This window comes from Streptomyces sp. NPDC040610 (genome assembly GCF_055594065.1).
Window position 1 is genome coordinate 162,717 of sequence record NZ_JBVIXA010000008.1, and the last position, 17,518, is coordinate 180,234.

Genomic DNA, 17,518 nt, shown 5'->3' on the forward strand with positions numbered 1-17,518 from the left:
CGTTGTCCGCGCAGGAGACGCATGCGCCGGCGGTGGCGCTCCCGCTCGTGTCCCGTAAAGGATTCTCGACGAGCTGGTCAACTCGCCCGTGAACGGGCCTGATCCGGGCAACCTCTTGCGGTGCGACTACGTGGGGGTGGGCGGCATGCGACAGCACGACGCGGAGCAGGGGAGGCGGTGCAGGGTGGCCGACGTGAAGGATTTGACTCCGTGCGAAGGGCCGCTCATGGCGGTCACGGTCCTGACCGCCGACGGCAAGGAGATGACCGGCTGCGTGGCGCACAGCGCGCGACAGCTCGCCAGTCTGCCGCAGGCGAGGCTGCACCCGCTGTGCTGCCTGTCGCCGTGGGCCGTGGGGGTCTACGCGCGGGCGGCGACACTCCCGCCGTTCGCGTGGGAGGTCGGCTGCTGAGGGGGCGCGGGCGGGCGGGAGTTGAGGCGGGGGTGGCGGCACGGTACGGCGTCACCCGGACGCCCCCTCGACGGCCGCCGCCACATGCTCGCGGAACCAACGGTGCCCAGGATCCGCCGAGTTGCGGGGGTGCCAGGCCATTCCGAGGTCGACGGGGGCCAGGTCGAGAGGGACGGGGAACGTACGCAGCCCGAGGGCCGCGGTCGGCTCGGGGAGCCAGTCGGCCAGGGTGAGGGCGACGAGGTCGGTGTCCCGGGCGAGGAGCATGGCGCTCGTGTGACTGGGGACGACGACGGCGACACGGCGGCGCAGCCCGTGTTCCGCGAGGGCGTGGTCGATGGGGCCGAGGCGCTTGCCGTGCCGGGAGACGCCGATGTGGTCGGCGGCGGCGAAACGGCGGGCGTCGATCCGCCTCTGGAACAGGGGGTGGCCGCTGCGGGCGACCCCCACCAGCGGCCGCCGGACGAGGCTTTGGGTACGGATCTCCGGGTCCAGGTGCCCGAGAACGCCCAGCTCGACGTCCACCGCGCCCTTCCGCAGCGCGGGGCCGCCCTCCAGCGCCTCGGGCAGGAAGACCACGTCCACGTCCGGCGCCTCCGCGCGGACCCGCTCGGACAGCGGACCGGCGAGCCCCGCCAGGAGCAGGTCGGTGGCCTGGACGGTGAAGGTGCGCTGCAGATGGACGGCCTCGAACCCGGCCCCCGGCCGCAGCACGTCGTCGCAGCCCCGCAGCAACGCGCTCACCTCGTCGCGGAGTTCGACGGCCCTGGGCGTGGGGACCAGACCCTGCCCCGCCCGGACCAGGAGGGGATCGCCGACGGCGCGACGGAGCCGGGCCAGGGTGCGGCTGGTGGCCGCGGGGGAGGTGCCGAGGCGCTCGGCGGCGCGGGTCACGCTGTTCTCCTGGAGCAGGGCATCCAGGACGCGGAGCAGGTTGAGATCCATGGATGGCTCCTGAGCTGCATCTTTACGCCTGAGTCAATAATTGGATGCTGATTCTTGCATTGCCGGGCAGCCCCGCGTGCTCGGAGGGTGGACGCAGGCCCACGAGAACGCGGGCCGCCCCCCCCCCGAGAACGCGGGTCGCCCCACGAGCGCCTTGCGCAAGGAGTCAGTCATGCAGGAGTCCCCACGGGCCGGTCGCGCAGGCGATGTGCTGGCCGTGGTCTGCCAGAGCGGGCCGTCGGTGTCGTTCTTCGACGCCGCGTCCGACCAGTACCTCGGCTCGGTCGAAACCCTCGCCCAGCCCCACGAGTTGTGCTTCGACCCGAAGCGGCGACTGCTGTGGTGCACGATGACGTACCACTCGGGCTTCTACCACGCGAACTCCGGCCGCCGGACCGAGCTGACCGTCATCGACCCCGATGCCCGCAGCGTCGTCGAGGTCGTCGACCTCGCCCCCGAACACGCCCCGCACGGCCTCGCGTTGGACGCGGAGCGCGGCCGTCTGTACGTCACCGTGGAGGGCGCGAAGGACCGCCCCGGCGGCGTCGTCGTCATCGACACACGGACCCGCCGCCCCCTCGGCAGGATCGACACAGACGCCCCCGGCTCGCACTGGCTGGCCATCGACGCGGCCGGAACGACGGCGTACGTCGCCAACAAGGAGGCGCCGTACGTCTCGGTCCTCGACCTCGAACGGGAAACCCTCACCGCGCGCGTCGAGGTGCCGGGCAGCGAAGGGGTCGCCGTCGCGGCCGACGGCACGCACGCCTTCGTCGCCGCGCCCCACGGCGGCTCCTTCACCGCGGAGGGCGTGACACCCCCGGGGATCAGGGTGATCGACACCCGGACGGCGGCCGCCGTCGACACCCTCCCCCTGGAGAACGCCGCCATGCCCCTCCACCTCACCTCGACGGGGAAGCTGCTCGCGGGCGAGGTGGGCACGGAGCGCGACCGGGCGGCCGGAACGAGCCGCAGGGCGCCCGGCCGCCTCACGGTCTTCGCTGCCGACACCCACAAGCGGCTCGGCGAGGTCGAGGTGGGACTCGTCCCGCTGACCATCACGTCGTCGCCCGACGGCCGGATCGCGTACGTGGCCTGCTACGCCTCGTCCACCGTCGACATCGTCGACCTGGAGACGCTGCGGCCCCTGACACGCCTGCGGCACCCGGCTTTCGGGGATTCGGGTGCGCATGGCTTGGCTTACATCCCGCGGCGGGCGTGAGGGACGTCCTGCCCGAGCCACGCCCCGGGCCCGCCCCGCCCGCATCCGGCGTGCCCAGTTCCGCCCCCCCCGATCCCGCACCGGCCGGGCCCCGCACCGGTCCACCCCCACCCACACATCCAGAAAGGCCCACTCATGATCGTCATCACCGCCCCCACCAGCACCATCGGCCGTCAGCTCGTCGACGACCTGCTCGACCGCGGGGCGCCGTTGCGCCTCGTCGCCCGTGACCCCGCGCGGCTCGCACCCGAAGTGCGGGAGCGCGCCGAGGTGATCGAGGGCTCGCACGGCGACGCCGACGTCATCGACCGGGCGTGCGAGGGCGCCGAGGCGGTCTTCTGGCTCGCCCCGGACGACGGGGACGCGCCGAGCGCCGAGACCGTCTACGTCGACTTCACCCGCCCCGCCTGCGAGGCCTTCGCCCGCCACGGGATACGCCGGGTGGTGGCCATCACCGCGCTCGGCCGCGGCACGCCGCAGGTGGACCACGCGGGCCTGGTCACGTCCTCACTGGCGATGTGCGATCTGATCGCCGCCTCGGGCGTCGCCCTCCGGGCCGTGGCCTGCCCGTCGTTCATGCACAACCTGCTGCACCACGTCGGCTCGATCAACGAGCAGGACGCGTTCTTCATGATGATCGACCCGGATCTGAAGGCCCCCACCGTCGCCACCCGCGACATCGCCGCGACCACGGCGGAACTGCTGCTCGACGACACCTGGCAGGGCACGGGCCAGGTCGCCTGTCTCGGCCCCGAGGACCTGTCGCCCACCGACATGGCGCGCATCGTCTCCGAAGTGATCGGCAGGGAGATCCACTACCGGCAGGTCCCTGGCTCGGCCCTCAAGGCGCGCATGACCGGCTTCGGCATGACCGACGCGATGGCGCAAGGGATGGTGGACATGTTCGAGGCCAAGAACCGCGGCCTCGACAACGCCGAGCCGCGCACCCCGGAATCGACCACGCCGACCACGTTCCGGCAGTGGTGCGAGGAGGTGCTCAAGCCCGCCCTGACGAACTGAGCGACCGCGCCCGGGCGCTGGCGCACCAGGAGGCCGGGACCCGGGACGTCGTGGACCTGGACACCGGGCGCAGGACATCGGGTCCAGGGCCACCGGGTCCAGGGCATCGGCTCCAGGACGAACGCCGGAAGCGGGCCGCCATGGTTAGGCTTCGACAGTGGTCAACTACTCCATAGCCCCTGACAAACTGGTGCCTCGCGTCGCGCGGTCGCATGCCCGGGTGCTCGAACTGGCCGGTCGACTCGACGACCAGCGCAAGAGCGGGGCCTCCGCCCTGCCCGGCTGGACCCGCGGGCACGTCCTCCAACACCTCGCCGACAACGCCCGCGCCTTCGAGGCGCAGGCGTTGGCCGCGCTGCGGGGTGAGCTCGTCGACATGTACGACGGCGGGCAGGAAGGACGTGACCGGTCCATCGACGAAGGGGCCGCCAGGCCCGTGGCCGAGCTGCGCGAGGAACTGAAGCTCACGCAGGGGTCGTTGGAGGACGCATGGGGCCGACTGGCGGAGTCGGACTGGCAGCGCACCGTTCGGTTCCGCCACGCCACCGTGCTGGACACCGCCCTCGCACGGTGGCGCGAGGCGGAGATCCACGCGGTCGATCTCGCGGTCGGCTACGGCCCCCGGGACTGGCCGCGTGACTTCGCCGTGCACGCCCTGGACTTCCTGTCCGCTCGTGCCCCGGTCGGCACGCGACTGCTTCTGCGGGCCACCGACGACGAGTTCACCGGGGCCCTGGGCACGGGCACGACAGTCGAGGTCTCCGGAGCGGTGCGTGACCTCGCGGCCTGGATGTCCGGCCGCGAGACCGACGGCCACCTGGACACGACGGGCCCCGACTTGCCGGAACTGGGTCCATGGCCGCCCGACCCCGCGGACTGAGAGCATCCGCATCCCTGCCGGGAGGCCACCGGCAGAACAGGGAGGCCACCGGCACAGGCCCCTTGCTATGGTGCGCCGATGTCAACGATCAAGCAGGTCCAAGTGACGTTCGACTGTGCCGAACCCGAGCGCGTCGGTCGATTCTGGTGCGAAGTGCTGGGGTACGTCGCCCCGTCGCCACCGGAGGGGTTCGCCACGTGGGACGAGTACAAGCAGTCCCTGCCTCCCGAGAAGCGCGACTCCTGGTTCGCGGCAAGCGACCCCTCGGGCGCGGGCCCGCGCCTGTACTTCCAGCGCGTGCCCGAAGGCAAGGTCGCCAAGAACCGGGTGCATCTCGACGTGCGGGCGGGCACCGGCCTCGTGGGGGAGGAGCGCCTGGCCGTCCTCGAGGCGGAATGCGCGCGCCTGGTCGCGCTCGGAGCGGTACGAGGGCGCGTGCTGCTCGCCGACGAGGAGAACGAGTCCTGCATCAACATGCAGGACATCGAGGGCAACGAGTTCTGTCTCGACTGACCACCCTGACCGTATGGTGGGGCGGACGGGCCGGGCAGTCTGCACGAGCGCCTGGAGCAGCGGGAAGAGGAAGGCGCTGATTGATGACTGCCCACCGGTCGGATGAGGGGTCGCCCCCGCGGGCCGCCTCACGAAGGCGCGCCGCCTTACGAAGCCAAGATCCGGAGCACCACTTACCGGTCGCGGCGAGCGACCGGAGGCCGACCGGAGGCGGCGGGCGCCCGGCCGAGCGGTCGACACCCGCGGTGCTGCCCCCGTCGCTGCGCCCGTGGCTCGGGCTGATCGCGGCCCTGGCCGTGCTGGTGGTGGTCACGGTCGGGTTCCTGTACGCCGGTCAGAGCGAACCCGGCGCCGTGGACAGGTGGATCATCGATCCGACGGCGGACAGTGTGCGGCGGCCGTGGCGGAACGTCGCTCTCGCCACGGACTTCTGGGGCGAACCCGCCGGAGCGGCGCTCCTGGTCGTGGCGGCTGTGACGGGCTGCCTGCTCCGGCGCCGACCGCGCGCTGCGGTGCTCGTCGTGGTCGGCCCCGGCCTGGCCGTGGTGACCACGACGCTGCTCAAGCACGTGGTGGGACGCACCATCCACGGCGCCGACAACCTGTCCTACCCGAGCGGGCACACCGCCTTCCTCACCGCCCTCGCCCTCGCCCTTGCGCTGCTCGCGGCCGGCCTGCGCGGCCTCGGCAGGGCGGCCGGCACGCTCCTCGTGCTGGCCGCCGCGCTGGTCGCCGGTGCCGCCATGGGCTGGGCGCAGGTCGCCCTGGTGGCGCACTACCCGACCGACGTCCTCGGCGGCTGGTGCACCGCGCTGGTGGTGGTACCGGCGGCAGCGTGGCTGGTCGACCGGACGGCCGACCGACTGGAGGGTCGGACGGCCGCCGATCAGCGGACGCGCGGCTGACGTCCCGTCACGCCAAGCGCCGGAACACCGGCTTCACCGGCCGCCCGGCCAGCCACGGGGTGGGATCGCCCGCGTCCAGCGCCTTGCGGTACACCGCACACGCCTGGGCCACCACATCGACCGTGTGGTCGATGTCGGCGTCGTCGAGCGCGCTGCTCACCACGAACGACGGGGCGAGCACCCCGCCCGCGAGGAGGTGGCGCAGGAACAGGGTGCGGTATTCCTGCGACGGCTGCCGGTTCCCGTCGAGGGTCCCGAAGACCAGGTTGCTGGCCCGGCCCCGGACCACGACGTGGTCGCCGACCCCCATGCTGGCCGCGGCGTCGCGGACACCGGCGGCCAGCCGCTCGCCGAGTGCGTGCAGACGCGCGGTGACGCCCTCCTCGACGTACACGGTCTGCACGGCCATCGCCGCCGCCAGGGAGTGCGTCTCCGCGCCGTGCGTGGTGGACAGCAGGAACACCCGCTCGCCGGAGTGCCGAAGGCCGCCCCGCTCCATCAGCTCGCGGCGCCCGGCGAGCGCGGAGACGGCGAACCCGTTGCCCAGCGCCTTGCCGAACGTGGACAGGTCGGGCACGACGCCGTACAGGCCCTGGGCGCCCGCCTCGGACCAGCGGAAGCCGGTGATCATCTCGTCGAAGACCAGGACGCAGCCGTGCCGGTCGGCCAACTCGCGCAGACCGGCGAGATATCCGGGCGGGGGCTCCGTGTGGGCGGCGGGTTCGAGGATGAGGCAGGCCACCTCGTCCCGGTACCGGGACAGCAGCTCCTCCGTGGCGGCCAGGTCCCCGTACGGGAACGCCACGGTCAGCTCGTTGGTCGCCGCCGGGATGCCCGCGGACATCGGCGTCGTACCGATGAACCAGTCGTCGACGGAGAAGAACGGGTGGTCGCCGCAGAGGGCCACCCGCGGGCGGCCGGTGACGGCACGTGCCAGGCGCACCGCGGCGGTGGTGGCGTCGGAGCCGTTCTTCGCGAACTTCACCATCTCGGCGGTCGGGACGGTCGCCAGGAAGCGCTCCGCGGCCTCGACCTCCACGAGGGACGGCCGCACGAAGTTGCTGCCGCGGTCGAGCTCCCGCCGCACCGCCTCGAGCACACGGGGGTGGGCGTGACCGAGGCTGACCGACCTCAGCCCCGAGCCGTACTCGATGTAGCGGTTGCCGTCGATGTCCCACACATGGGCGCCGTGGCCGTGACTGATGACCGGCGCCAGGTCCTCGGGGTACTGGTCGTCGCCCTTGGCGTACGTGTGCGCGCCCCCGGGGACCATGGCGTGCAGCCGCTCGTTCGCCTGCCGCGACCGGGGCAGTCGGAACTCTTCGGTGTCCAAGCGGACTTCACCCTTCCGTGAGCTTGAGGACCTCGGCGAGGCTCGGTGCCTCGCGGTCCCGCTGAGAGATCGATGTGACCGGCAGCGGCCAGGGGACGGCCAGCTCCGGGTCGTCGAACGCGATCGTCACGTCCTCGGCGGGATCGTGCGGCCGGTCGATCCGGTACGAGGTGTCGGCGGTCTCGGTCAGCGCCTGGAAGCCGTGCGCGCACCCCGCCGGGATGTACAGGGTCACCTGCGTGTCGCCGGACAGCTCGAAGGAGGCCACGTTGCGGTACGTCGGCGAGTCCGGCCGCAGGTCGACGACGACGTCGAAGATCTTCCCGTACGAGCACCGCACGAGCTTGGCCTCGCCCGCCCCGGAGCGCAGGTGCAGGCCGCGCAGCACGCCACGGACCGAGCGGGACACGCTGTCCTGGATGAAGGCGTCCGGGTCGAGGCCCACCGAGCGGATCACGTCGGCGTCGAAGGTGCGGCAGAAGAAGCCGCGCTCGTCGGCGTACGGCGTCGGCTCGAAGAGGTACGCGCCGACGATCGCCGGGACTTCGGTCGCTTTCATGGTGTCTCCCGCAGGGCAGTGGCTTTGGCGTGGGCGCGGTCGGCCGCCGGGAACAGGGCCGTGGTGAGGGCGCTGAACTGGTGCTTGAGGCGCCCGGAGGCGTCGTGGTTGCGCTCGGTGAGGGTCCGGCGCAGCTCCGCCGATCGCTGCTCGAGGGCCCGGAACTGTTCGAGCAGCCGGTCGGCGTCGACCTCGCGTGCCGGATGGCAGTACGTGCCGAGACCCATCTGGGCCATGAGCACGTCGCTCTTGGCCGCGTAGCTGAGCGCGAGCGTCGGAGTGCCGACCTTCAGCGCGCAGATCAGGTTGTGGTACCGGGTCGCCACCACGGCGTCGGCACCCGCCATCTCCCGCATGAGGTCGGCGAGCGAGGCCGTCTTGGCCGCGGTGACCAGCGGCGAGTCCACCGCTTCGAGGATCGCGGCGACCACCGTCGCGTCGCACGCGTCGCCGGTGACGAGGCGGACCTGCCTGCCGTCCGCGACGAGCGCACGGACGAAGCGCGTCGTCCCGTCCAGGTAGCGCCGGTGGATCTCCTCGGCCCGGGCGCGGTCGTCGTTGCCGCCGTGGAAGTCCATGACGCCGAGGCACACCGGACCGGGCGGGCCCGAGGGCGTGCTCCCCGACGGCGTCGGCAGGGCGAAGGCGAGGTCCGGGTAGACCTCGTCGCGCGAGGTGTCCACGCCCATGTCCCGCAGCGCGTCGCGCGACGGGGCGTCCCGGTAGGACCGGTACGCGGCAAGGCGCGCCGACCAGCGCACCAGGGCCCGGGTCGGCCGGTCGCGGATCGCGGCGGCGCCGACGCCGACCAGCGCGACCCGGGTGCGAAGCAGCCGCCCGGACGCGCAGAGCAGGAACAGCGAGTACGGGAAGCCCCAGGGCCGCAGCGGCAGCGTGGCCTCAAGGACGCCCATGCCCGGCACGATCACCACGTCGTGGCGGCGCACCCAGGCGGCGGTGCGGAAGACGTCGACGAGTTTGCCGAGGCCCTTGCCCGCGATCGCCCCCGCACGCGACGCGGTCCGGTACTCCCCGCGGTACCAGTGCAGCCGCGTCGCGGGGATCCCGTACCGGGCCGCGACGACCTCGGGCCCGCCGCACAGGGCGTCCACGACCGCATCCGGACGGTCGGCGCGGAGGTACCCGAGGACGGCTTCGAGCGACCCGTCGTTGCCGAGGTTGCCGGAGCCGAGCAGGCCGAACACCCCGACGCGCACCGGGGTTCCGTGCGCGGACCTCACGCCTTCCTCCCCTCGCGTCCCGCCACGAGGGCGTCGACGGAGACGGTGAGCCGGGCCGGGTCGACCGGGGCGCGGTCCTCGACCCGCTCACCGGTGCCCGGCCGGGCGCGGCTGGTCGCCCACGCCGCCAGGTGGCGGTAGCACGCGCGCCGGTCGGCCGAGGACAGCGGCGCCCGCCGGATCGCCGAGACGAAGCCCCAGACGTACTCGGCGAGCAGCCGGGGCGTCGGGTGCAGCGGGCCCGCCCGGCGCGGGTCCAGGTTGACGCACCGGGACCGCTTGGAGGGGTTCGCCCGCTCGGCCCGTGTGGGGTGGTCGCGGCGGAAGTACATCAGCTCCGGCACCTGGTGGAAGGGCCCGTGCAGGCCGATCTCGGCGACGAACGTGCGGTCCGCGTGGTGATAGCTGTCGTGCGGCTTCACGCGGCGCAGCACGTCGGCCCGCATCACGCCGTAGAAGTCGTCGCCGCCGGGCTCGAACAGCATGCTGCGGAAGCGTTCCGGCGCACGCGGCGAGTCGGTGGCGAGCGTGTACTCGTACGGGACCTTCACCTGGCCGTTCTCGTCGATGACCGCCTGGTCGGCGTGCGCGAGGATCACGTCGGGACGCTCGTCGAGCGCCTCCACGCAGCGCCGCAGCAGGTCCCGGGCGTACAGGTCGTCGTGCGAGGCCCACTTGAACAGTTCGCCGCGGCACTGGGTGAACACGTAGTTGTGGTTCGGCGCGGCGCCGATGTTCCGGGTCAGGCGGATGTACCGGATGCGCGGGTCCTTCTCGGCGTACCGGCGGCAGATGTCCTGGGTCCCGTCGGTCGAGGCGTTGTCGGAGATGACCAGCTCGAAGTCCTCGTAGGTCTGGCCGAGCAGGGCGTCGAGCGCCTCGGAGAGGTACTCCTCGCCGTTGTACACGGGCAGGCCGATGCTCAGCCGGGGTTGGGCCGTCATTGCGTCCTCACTTCGGGGATGGGATTGCGGTGGTGCTCGCGCAGGGCCGACCGCAGTTGCAGCCACCACACGGCCGAGGCGCAGAGGGTCGCGGCGGCGACGCCCCAGGCCGAGCCGAGCGCGCCGCCCGCGGCCGCCCCGCCGAGCCCGCCGCCGACGTAGCAGGCGGAGGCGAACAGCTGGGCGCGCAGGCTGCGCCGGGCGGCGGCGAGCGCGCGCAGGCCGGCCGCCGCGCCGATGCCGAGGCCGGAGCCCGCGACACCGAGCACGGCGGGCACGATGAGCTCTGATGCGGAGTGCCAGACGTCGCCGAGCACGTGCTCGCCGGCCCCGTCCGGCACCAGGAGCAGCGCCCCGCCCCAGAGCAGCGCGGCGGCGGCGAGGCCGCCGGACAGCATGAGGCAGAACGCGGCCAGGCGGTGCGGGGCCTGCCGCAGCACCCGCGCCGCCTCCGGGACCGTGACGAGCGAAAGCCCCATCAGCAGGGCGAGGAACGGTCCGAGCAGAAGCTCCGCGCCCCGGACCACGCCCACCGCGCTGACCCCGACGATCGCGCCGAGCCCGTACGCCCGCAGCTGGGACGCGCCGCTGACACCGACGTTCTCGACCAGGTACCGGTAGCCGAGGTCACGTTGCTCGCGCAGCCACACGCGCGCCCGGTCGGGGCGGGGCCGGATGCCGGACTGGAGGCAGCCGTACCCGGCGGCCACCGCGGCTGCCGCGCCCCAGGCGAGCACGAAGGCCTCCACGGTGCCCACGCGGGCCGCCACCAGCAGGGCCGGGACGAGCGCGACGGCTCCGAAGAGGTCGTTGACGCACGCTTTGCGTCCGGTGCCCGCGGCGAAGAACGAGTACCGCCAGGCGTCCTGCAGGAGCAGCCCGGGCAGCACCACGCCGAGGGCCGCGAACGCGGGCCCCACGCGTCCGCCGACGCTCAGCCCGACCACCAGGCACACCGCGCCGATGGCACCGCCGACGCCGAGCGCGGTACCGGACGACCGGGCCGCCGCCGTGCGCCAGGCCGCGTCCGGCACGCCGCTGAAGCGCACCACCAACGGGTCGGTGGCGAGCCCGCGCGAGACGCTCAGGACCACGCCGTAGGTCACCCAGGCCAGGCTGAACACACCGAACGCGGAAAGCCCGAGGGAGCGGGCCACATAGATCCCCACCGCGAAGTTGGTCATGCTGCAGACCGCCTGGTCGGCCAGTCCCCAGGACAGCCGTCCTGCCATGGCCCGCTTGGCGGTGCGCTTCTCCCCGTCGGTGGTCATCGGTGTCATGCCTTGATCAGTCCGGCACCGTGCAGGGCGTCGGCCGCGCCCGCGACCGCGTCGAACGGCAGCCCGGCCCGCTCGGCGACGTCGAGCAGACTGTGCTCGCCGTCGGAGAGGCTGAGCACCCACAGCATGGCCATCTGGGCCTGCTGCGCGTCGCTGCGCCCGCCGAGCGACTCGTACAACCCCCGCCTGCCCAGCTGCGGTTCGCCGTAGGGGCTGAGGTTGACGTAGCTCCGGTTGCGGTCCAGGACGGCGAACGCCTCGCGGCAGACGGCGAGGGTGTCCGCCATCGCCTCCGGGGAGACGAAGTCCGGGTTGTCCGCCGAGGTGTGGTACTCGGGGTAGCCCGCGTACGGGGTCCGGCTGAGCGAGCCCACGCCGAGGTTGAACCCGGGCGAGCAGTACTGCCGCTCGTCGTAGCCGTACGGAGTGAACTCGGTGACGCGGTGCGGGCGTTCGGAGGCGGTGAGGACGTGCCGCAGGACCCGGTCGATCTCCGCGTCGCCGCGCCTGCTCCGCTTGTACGTCAGCTGCCCCGAGTCGCCCGCGCAGGCGAGCACGAGCCCGTGCTTGACCTGGTCGATCCGCTCCGCGTTGCGGGCGAGCCACGTGATCGCCCCGATGGTGCCGGGCGCGTAGACGAACCGGTAGGTGTAGTACGGCGTCTCCTCCGCGAGCGCCCTGGCCAGGAACGTCGCCACCGCGATGCCCGCCAGGTTGTCGTTGGCCAGCGACGGGTGGCAGACGTGGCAGGAGACGATCACCTCGTCGGGGACCTGCCCGGGGACCACGTGCTCGGCGTAGGTGAGGTGGCCGTCCGCGAGCGTGGAGTCGACACGCACCTCGTAGTCGCCGTCGGGCAGCGCGTCCAAGGTCTCCTGGGCCAGACAGAAGCCCCACTCCGGCTTGTAGTAGCTGGTGCGGTACGGCACCCAGCTCGGGTGGTCCGGCAGGGTGTGCAGGTGTGCGCGCAGCTCGGACAGCGGCATCGTCCGGTGCACCGGCACGCTGTAGCCGAGCACGTGCAGGCTGGACGCGGCGAAGTCGACGACCCGGTTGCCGTCGCTGTCGGCGATGTACGCGTCGCGGATGTTCCACTCCTGCGGCACGGTCCAGTCGAGCACCTGGGTCCCGGTCGGCACCTCGTGCACCTGGAGCGGTACGTACTCGCCGACGATGTCCAGGGTGGCGCGCACACCGTCGCCGGTGATGCTCCGGCACAGCGGGTAGAGCCGCTCCACCAGGGCGTGCATCCGCGCGCCCGCCGACGTCATCGGCTCCACCGCAGGGTGTCGTCGACGGCACCGGCGTCGGACGCCGCGCGCAGCACGGCGAGGCGGGTGAAGCGCCGCTCGAAGTCCTCCCGGGTCAGCCCGAACTTACGGTAGGCCTCCGCGAGTTCGAGCGCTCCCCGCTTCACCGTCCACTCGCAGTCGAAGCCGGGGATCGCGTCCCGGAACCGGGAGAAGTCCACGCGGTAGGACCGCGGGTCGGCGCCGGTCTCCCCGGTGATCACCACCTTCGAGCCGGACACCGCCTCGGCGACCTGCTCGGCGATCTCGGCGACCGTGACGTTGTTGACCTCGCTGCCGATGTTGAACGCCCGGTCGTGCACCGCCTCGCGCGGCGCGGTCAGCGCGGCCGTGAACGCCCGGGCGATGTCGGCGGCGTGCACGAGCGGGCGCCACGGGGTGCCGTCGGACATCACCAGGACCTCGCCGGACAGGAGCGCGTGGCCCACCAGGTTGTTCAGCACGATGTCGGCGCGCAGGCGGGGCGAGTAGCCGAAGGCCGTGGCGTTGCGCATGTACACCGGGCTGAAGTCGCCGTCGGCCAGCGCGTGCAGGTCGTCCTCGACGCGCACCTTGGACTCCGCGTACGGCGTCACCGGGCGCAGCGGGGCCTCCTCGGCCACCAGGTCGTCACCGCCCGCGGCGCCGTAGACCGAGCAGGTGGACGCGTACAGGAAGCGTCGCACTCCGGCGTCGCGGGCCAGGCGGGCGAGGCGCACGGACGCGTGGTGGTTGATGTCGTAGGTCAGCTCCGGGGCGAGGGAACCCAGCGGGTCGTTGGACAGCGCGGCCAGGTGGATCACGGCGTCCACCCCGGCCACGTGGTCGGCCGTGACGTCGCGCAGGTCCACCCGGGGACCGGGCGGGTCCGCGGGGGCCGGGCCGAGGACGCAGTCGGCGAACAGGCCGGAGTCGAGGCCGACGACCTCGTGCCCGGCGGCCGTCAGTACCGGGGCCATGACGGTGCCCAGGTAGCCCTGGTGTCCGGTGAGCAGTACGCGCAAGTTTCAGTCCCCCAGATCGAGCGTGATTTTGGTCGCGGCGAACGCCTCGGCGTAGCGCGCGTGGCATTCGATGCCGCGGATCCGCGCGAGGCCGAGGAAGGCCTCGCGGTCGTACCAGGGCCGGTGCCGCTGCGAGGGATAGTGCTCCTGCAGCAGCCGGACCTTCTCTTCGGCGATCTCCGGCGACAGCGGCTGGTACGCCGACGGACGGCCGAGGTCGCCGTCCCACTTGACGATCTCGTAGCCGAGCACCAGGTGGTCGCGGAACGCGGTGGTCATCAGCTTCGCCAGGCCGCGGTGGTCCTGGTGCGCGTCCTCGGTGCGCGGCGCGAGCACCAGGTCCGGCTCGGTCCGCGCCCGCAGCTCCTCGACCGCCGCCTTGGCCTCCTCCCAGTGCGCGGGCATCCGGCCGTCGGGCAGCTTCAGCACCGTCAGGTCGAGCTCGGCACCCGGGCAGAAGGAGGCGAGCGCGGCCCGCTCCTCCTGCTCCCGCTCGCTGCCGCCGCCGGAGAGCACCAGCGCGTCGACGCGGAGACCCGGCCGCGCGCGGCACATCGCGAGCAGGGTGCCGCCCGCGCCGATGGCGATGTCGTCGCAGTGCGCGCCCACCGCGACGACCCGGTCCAGGCGGCGCCCCGCCCCGAGCCGGATCACACGCTCACCCCCACGCCGTCGCGCTCCCACACGGCCCACGGGCGGTCGCCCCGGGCGTAGGCGCCGTCGAGCGCGGCGCGCTCCTTCACGGTGTCGGTCGGCTTCCAGAAGCCACGGTGCTGGTGCGCCACCAGGCGGCCCTGCTTGGCCAGCCGGGCGCAGCCGTCGGCGACCAGGTCCCCGTTCTCCGGTATGTGGTCGAAGACCTCCTGGCGGAGCACGAAGTAGCCGCCGTTCTCCCACAGCGGCATGTCGCTCACCGCCGTGATGCCCCCCACCAGACCGTCCTCGCCCAGCTCCACACAGTGGAACGACGACTGCGGCGGCACCACCATCATCGACGCCCCCGCGTCACGCCGGGAGAACCGCTCGATCATCTCCGGCAGCGGGGCGTCGGTCAGCACGTCGGCGTAGTTGGCGAGGAACATCTCGTCGCCGTCCAGGTGGTGGCGCACCCGGCGGAGGCGTTCCCCGATCGGCGACTCGATGCCGGTCTGCGCGAACGTGATCGTCCAGTCGGATATGTCGGTGGAGAGCAGCTCGGTGCGGCCGCCCCGCAGCACGAAGTCGTTGGACGTCGTCTCCTCGTAGTTGAGGAAGAAGTCCTTGATGTGATGGGCCCCGTACCCGAGGCACAGGATGAACTCCTTGTGGCCGAAGTGCGCGTAGTAGCGCATGACGTGCCAGATCAGCGGTCTGGGGCCGACCATCGCCATCGGTTTGGGCACGTCGTCCGCGGCGCCGCTGCGCATCCGCATTCCGTAACCGCCGCAGAACAGGACGACCTTCATGCTGTGACCTCCTTCACGACGCCTGCCTCGACAACGCTCAGTTCCGGGATGGGGAAGACGAGGCGGCCGCCCCACTCGTGGACGAAGGACAGCTGCTCGGTCAGTTCGGCCCGCAGGTTCCACGGCAGGACGAGCACGTAGTCGGGCCTGTCGGCGGCGATCTGCTCGGGCGGCAGGATCGGGACGCGCGTGCCCGGGGTGAACCTGCCGTGCTTGTAGGGGTTGCGGTCGACCGTGTACGCGAGCAGGTCGGGCCGGATGCCGCAGTGGTTGAGCAGGGTGTTGCCCTTGCCGGGGGCGCCGTAGCCGACGACCGTCTCGCCGCGCTCGGCCGCCTCGATGAGGAACTTCAGGAGATCCCGGCGCACCTTGGCGACACGGGCGGAGAACTCGGTGTACCCGGACAGCTCCTGAAGGCCCGCGGCCTTCTCCCGGACGAGCACGTCGGCCACCTGCTGCGAGGGCTCACCGGCCACCTCGGCCGGCCGGGCCCACAGCCGGATGGAGCCGCCGTGCGTGGGCAGCAACTCGACGTCCACGAGGGCGAGTCCACCGCTCGCGAGGGCCCGGATCGCGGACGCGACCGTGTAGTACTGGAAGTGCTCGTGGTAGATCGTGTCGTACTGGTTCTCCTCGATCAGCGTCAGCAGGTGCTGCACCTCGATGGAGACCCAGCCGTCGTCGGCGACCAGGGCGCGCAGCCCCTTCGTGAACCCGACCACGTCGGGGATGTGCGCGTACACGTTGTTGGCCACGACCAGGTCCGCGGGACCGTGCTCGGCGCGGACGGCCGCGCCGGTGTCCGGGCTCAGGAACTCCGTGAGTGTGGGTACGCCCGCCTCCCGTGCCGCGGCACCGACGTTCACCGACGGCTCGATGCCGAGGCAGCGGATGTCCCGGGCCACCACGTGCTTCAGGAGATACCCGTCGTTGCTCGCCACCTCGACCACGAAGGCGTCGGGGCCGAGCCCCACCCGCGCCGCGGCGTCCGCGACGAACCCGCGCGCGTGCTCCACCCAGGAGGTGGAGAAGGAGGAGAAGTACGCGTACTCCTCGAACGTCTCCTCCGGCGTGATCAGCGGCGGGATCTGCGCGAGCCAGCACTCGGTGCAGACCCGCAGGTGCAGCGGGTACGCCGGTTCCGGCTTGTCCAGCTGGTCCGCGGCGAGAAAGCTCTCGCACGGCGGCGTCGCCCCCAGATCGACGACGCTGGCCAGCGTCGTCGAGCCGCAGAGTCGGCATCCTGTCATCTAGTTCCCCCCATCTCCGCCCGCGCGGGTGCCCCGCAGCGAGCCCGTGTTTCCGTTGCCTGCCGGCGGCGTGCTGTGCCCGCCGCCGGACCGCCCCGCGATCGCGGTGCGGTACCCCTCCTCCAGGCGCTCCAGACCGACGGTCGGGCTGAAGTTCCCCTCGTATCGGCGCCGGGCCGCCTGTCCCATCTCCCGGTTGCGGTCCTGCTCGGTCGCGATCCTGCGGATGTGGGACGCGAGCGAGGAGGCGTCGCCCGGCTGGTGGAGCAGCCCGGTCACCCCGTCCTCGATGAGCTCGACGAAGGCACCGTGAGCGGCGGCGACGGCCGGGACCCCCGCCGCCATCGCCTCCGCCACCACCAGGCCGAACGTCTCCATCGCCATCGACGGCGCCAGCACCGCGACCGACCGCGCGACGACCTCCCGGCACTCCTCGGGGGCGCACAGGCCGACATACCGCACGTCGTCCCGCCCCGCCGCCCAGTCGGCCACCTCCCGCTCCAGCGGCCCCGCCCCGGCGAGCACGAGCGGCACGCCCACCCCGCCGCCCGCGGCGATCTCGTCCCACGCGGTCATGAGCAGCCGCACGCCCTTGGCCTCCGCGAGGCGGCCGAGGAAGAGCAGATGCTCGCCGGGGCCCGTCCTGCGGATGCCCGGGTCGGGGACGAAGTTGTGCTTCACCGCGAGCCGTTCGGCGGGCATCCCGGACCGCACCAGGACGTCGCGCTGCGCCGCGGAGATGCAGAAGAACCGCTCCACGCCGTTCCACCACCGCCGCCGGTTGACCGTCAGGCTGACCGCGAGCGGCACCGTCGCGAGCCGGGAGTTCCGGTAGCAGCCGTGCCGGACGGCGGGCAGCGACACCTTCGACCCGACGCACTCGGTGCACGCCTTGCCGTCCCGGTGCAGCGTGCCCGGCGGGCAGACCTGCGTGTAGTTGTGCAGCGTGGCGACGACCGGCACGCCGACGTCGGCGCAGGCGGCGAGGACCGCGGGGGACAGGAGCGGGAAGACGTTGTGGACGTGCACCACGTCCGGCCGGTCGGCGCGCAGCCGGTCGGCGAGCCGCGAGCGGACCGCCGGGTTCCACGGCACGAGGAGCGGCACCGCGACCTTGCCGAGCAGCGAGCGGGCGGCGATGTCGTCGCTGCGCCGCTCGAACACGTCGACCCGGTGACCGGCCGCGCGCAGCAGTCGCGCCTCCTCGTCGACGACCCTGTTCTCGCCGCTCGGCTGCGCCGAGGAGTATCGGTTGTGCACCACTAGGACGTGCAGC

The 17,518-nt window shown here is 72.7% G+C and carries 18 protein-coding genes; 6 read left to right on the top strand and 12 right to left on the bottom strand.

The genetic code is table 11. From position 1 onward, the window contains the following. The first annotated feature begins 193 nt into the window (after window positions 1–193). Window positions 194–412: a hypothetical protein gene (locus ACZ6AA_RS26525; protein ID WP_468481840.1), complete on the top strand. Its 219-nt coding sequence runs from the start codon at window positions 194–196 to the stop codon at window positions 410–412. Window positions 413–463: 51 nt separating this feature from the next. On the opposite strand, the gene ACZ6AA_RS26530 is transcribed toward ACZ6AA_RS26525, so the two are convergent. Continuing rightward, window positions 464–1,357 carry a LysR family transcriptional regulator gene (locus tag ACZ6AA_RS26530; RefSeq protein ID WP_471460364.1) on the bottom strand — a complete coding sequence of 298 codons (894 nt, stop codon included), beginning with the start codon at window positions 1,355–1,357 and terminating at the stop codon, window positions 464–466. A 172-nt stretch (window positions 1,358–1,529) separates the two neighbouring features. Between ACZ6AA_RS26530 and ACZ6AA_RS26535 the strand changes: the two genes are divergently transcribed. From ACZ6AA_RS26535 to ACZ6AA_RS26555, 5 genes are all read left to right on the top strand, one after another. Further along, window positions 1,530–2,579, top strand: coding sequence for a YncE family protein (locus ACZ6AA_RS26535; RefSeq protein WP_471460366.1), 1,050 nt, complete (start codon window positions 1,530–1,532; stop codon window positions 2,577–2,579). Window positions 2,580–2,714: 135 nt separating this feature from the next. After that, on the top strand, window positions 2,715–3,599 hold the full coding sequence (locus ACZ6AA_RS26540) for an NAD(P)H-binding protein (protein WP_468455550.1): 885 nt from the start codon (window positions 2,715–2,717) through the stop codon (window positions 3,597–3,599). Between the two features lie 157 nt (window positions 3,600–3,756). Next, on the top strand, window positions 3,757–4,479 hold the full coding sequence (locus ACZ6AA_RS26545; protein ID WP_468455552.1) for a maleylpyruvate isomerase family mycothiol-dependent enzyme: 723 nt from the start codon (window positions 3,757–3,759) through the stop codon (window positions 4,477–4,479). Between the two features lie 78 nt (window positions 4,480–4,557). Next, complete coding sequence (locus ACZ6AA_RS26550) at window positions 4,558–4,992, top strand: VOC family protein (RefSeq protein ID WP_471460369.1); 435 nt, start codon at window positions 4,558–4,560, stop codon at window positions 4,990–4,992. 245 nt (window positions 4,993–5,237) lie between these two features. Then, window positions 5,238–5,897, top strand: a complete 660-nt coding sequence (locus ACZ6AA_RS26555; RefSeq protein ID WP_468455556.1) for a phosphatase PAP2 family protein — start codon at window positions 5,238–5,240, stop codon at window positions 5,895–5,897. Window positions 5,898–5,904: 7 nt separating this feature from the next. Here ACZ6AA_RS26555 and ACZ6AA_RS26560 read toward each other — a convergent pair whose 3' ends face one another. The 11 genes from ACZ6AA_RS26560 to ACZ6AA_RS26610 are packed head-to-tail and all read right to left on the bottom strand — an operon-like array spanning window position 5,905 to window position 17,517. Then, window positions 5,905–7,230 (bottom strand): glutamate-1-semialdehyde 2,1-aminomutase, encoded by a 1,326-nt coding sequence (locus ACZ6AA_RS26560; protein ID WP_468455558.1) that lies wholly within the window; start codon window positions 7,228–7,230, stop codon window positions 5,905–5,907. A gap of 7 nt (window positions 7,231–7,237) precedes the next feature. Next, a complete protein-coding gene (gene rfbC, locus ACZ6AA_RS26565; RefSeq protein WP_468455559.1) occupies window positions 7,238–7,789 on the bottom strand; it encodes a dTDP-4-dehydrorhamnose 3,5-epimerase in 552 nt (183 codons plus the stop codon). Beyond that, window positions 7,786–9,030: a polysaccharide pyruvyl transferase family protein gene (locus ACZ6AA_RS26570; protein ID WP_471460372.1), complete on the bottom strand. Its 1,245-nt coding sequence runs from the start codon at window positions 9,028–9,030 to the stop codon at window positions 7,786–7,788. The genes rfbC and ACZ6AA_RS26570 overlap by 4 nt, the downstream gene beginning before the upstream one ends. Next, window positions 9,027–9,974, bottom strand: a complete 948-nt coding sequence (locus ACZ6AA_RS26575) for a glycosyltransferase family 2 protein (RefSeq protein ID WP_471460374.1) — start codon at window positions 9,972–9,974, stop codon at window positions 9,027–9,029. The genes ACZ6AA_RS26570 and ACZ6AA_RS26575 overlap by 4 nt, the downstream gene beginning before the upstream one ends. Continuing rightward, complete coding sequence (locus tag ACZ6AA_RS26580) at window positions 9,971–11,254, bottom strand: hypothetical protein (RefSeq protein ID WP_468455564.1); 1,284 nt, start codon at window positions 11,252–11,254, stop codon at window positions 9,971–9,973. Before ACZ6AA_RS26580 ends, ACZ6AA_RS26575 begins: the two co-directional genes overlap by 4 nt. Next, on the bottom strand, window positions 11,251–12,525 hold the full coding sequence (locus ACZ6AA_RS26585) for a DUF4910 domain-containing protein (protein ID WP_468455566.1): 1,275 nt from the start codon (window positions 12,523–12,525) through the stop codon (window positions 11,251–11,253). The genes ACZ6AA_RS26580 and ACZ6AA_RS26585 overlap by 4 nt, the downstream gene beginning before the upstream one ends. Continuing rightward, complete coding sequence (locus ACZ6AA_RS26590; RefSeq protein WP_468455568.1) at window positions 12,522–13,547, bottom strand: NAD-dependent epimerase/dehydratase family protein; 1,026 nt, start codon at window positions 13,545–13,547, stop codon at window positions 12,522–12,524. Before ACZ6AA_RS26590 ends, ACZ6AA_RS26585 begins: the two co-directional genes overlap by 4 nt. A 3-nt stretch (window positions 13,548–13,550) precedes the next feature. After that, window positions 13,551–14,201, bottom strand: a complete 651-nt coding sequence (locus tag ACZ6AA_RS26595) for a PIG-L deacetylase family protein (protein ID WP_468455570.1) — start codon at window positions 14,199–14,201, stop codon at window positions 13,551–13,553. Continuing rightward, window positions 14,198–14,992, bottom strand: coding sequence for a glycosyltransferase family protein (locus ACZ6AA_RS26600; protein WP_468455572.1), 795 nt, complete (start codon window positions 14,990–14,992; stop codon window positions 14,198–14,200). Before ACZ6AA_RS26600 ends, ACZ6AA_RS26595 begins: the two co-directional genes overlap by 4 nt. After that, the gene (locus ACZ6AA_RS26605; RefSeq protein ID WP_471460377.1) at window positions 14,989–16,242 is read right to left on the bottom strand and encodes a class I SAM-dependent methyltransferase; all 1,254 of its coding nucleotides are present in this window, start codon (window positions 16,240–16,242) and stop codon (window positions 14,989–14,991) included. Before ACZ6AA_RS26605 ends, ACZ6AA_RS26600 begins: the two co-directional genes overlap by 4 nt. Next, a complete protein-coding gene (locus ACZ6AA_RS26610) occupies window positions 16,243–17,517 on the bottom strand; it encodes a glycosyltransferase (RefSeq protein ID WP_471460667.1) in 1,275 nt (424 codons plus the stop codon). Between the last annotated feature and the right edge of the window lies 1 nt (window position 17,518).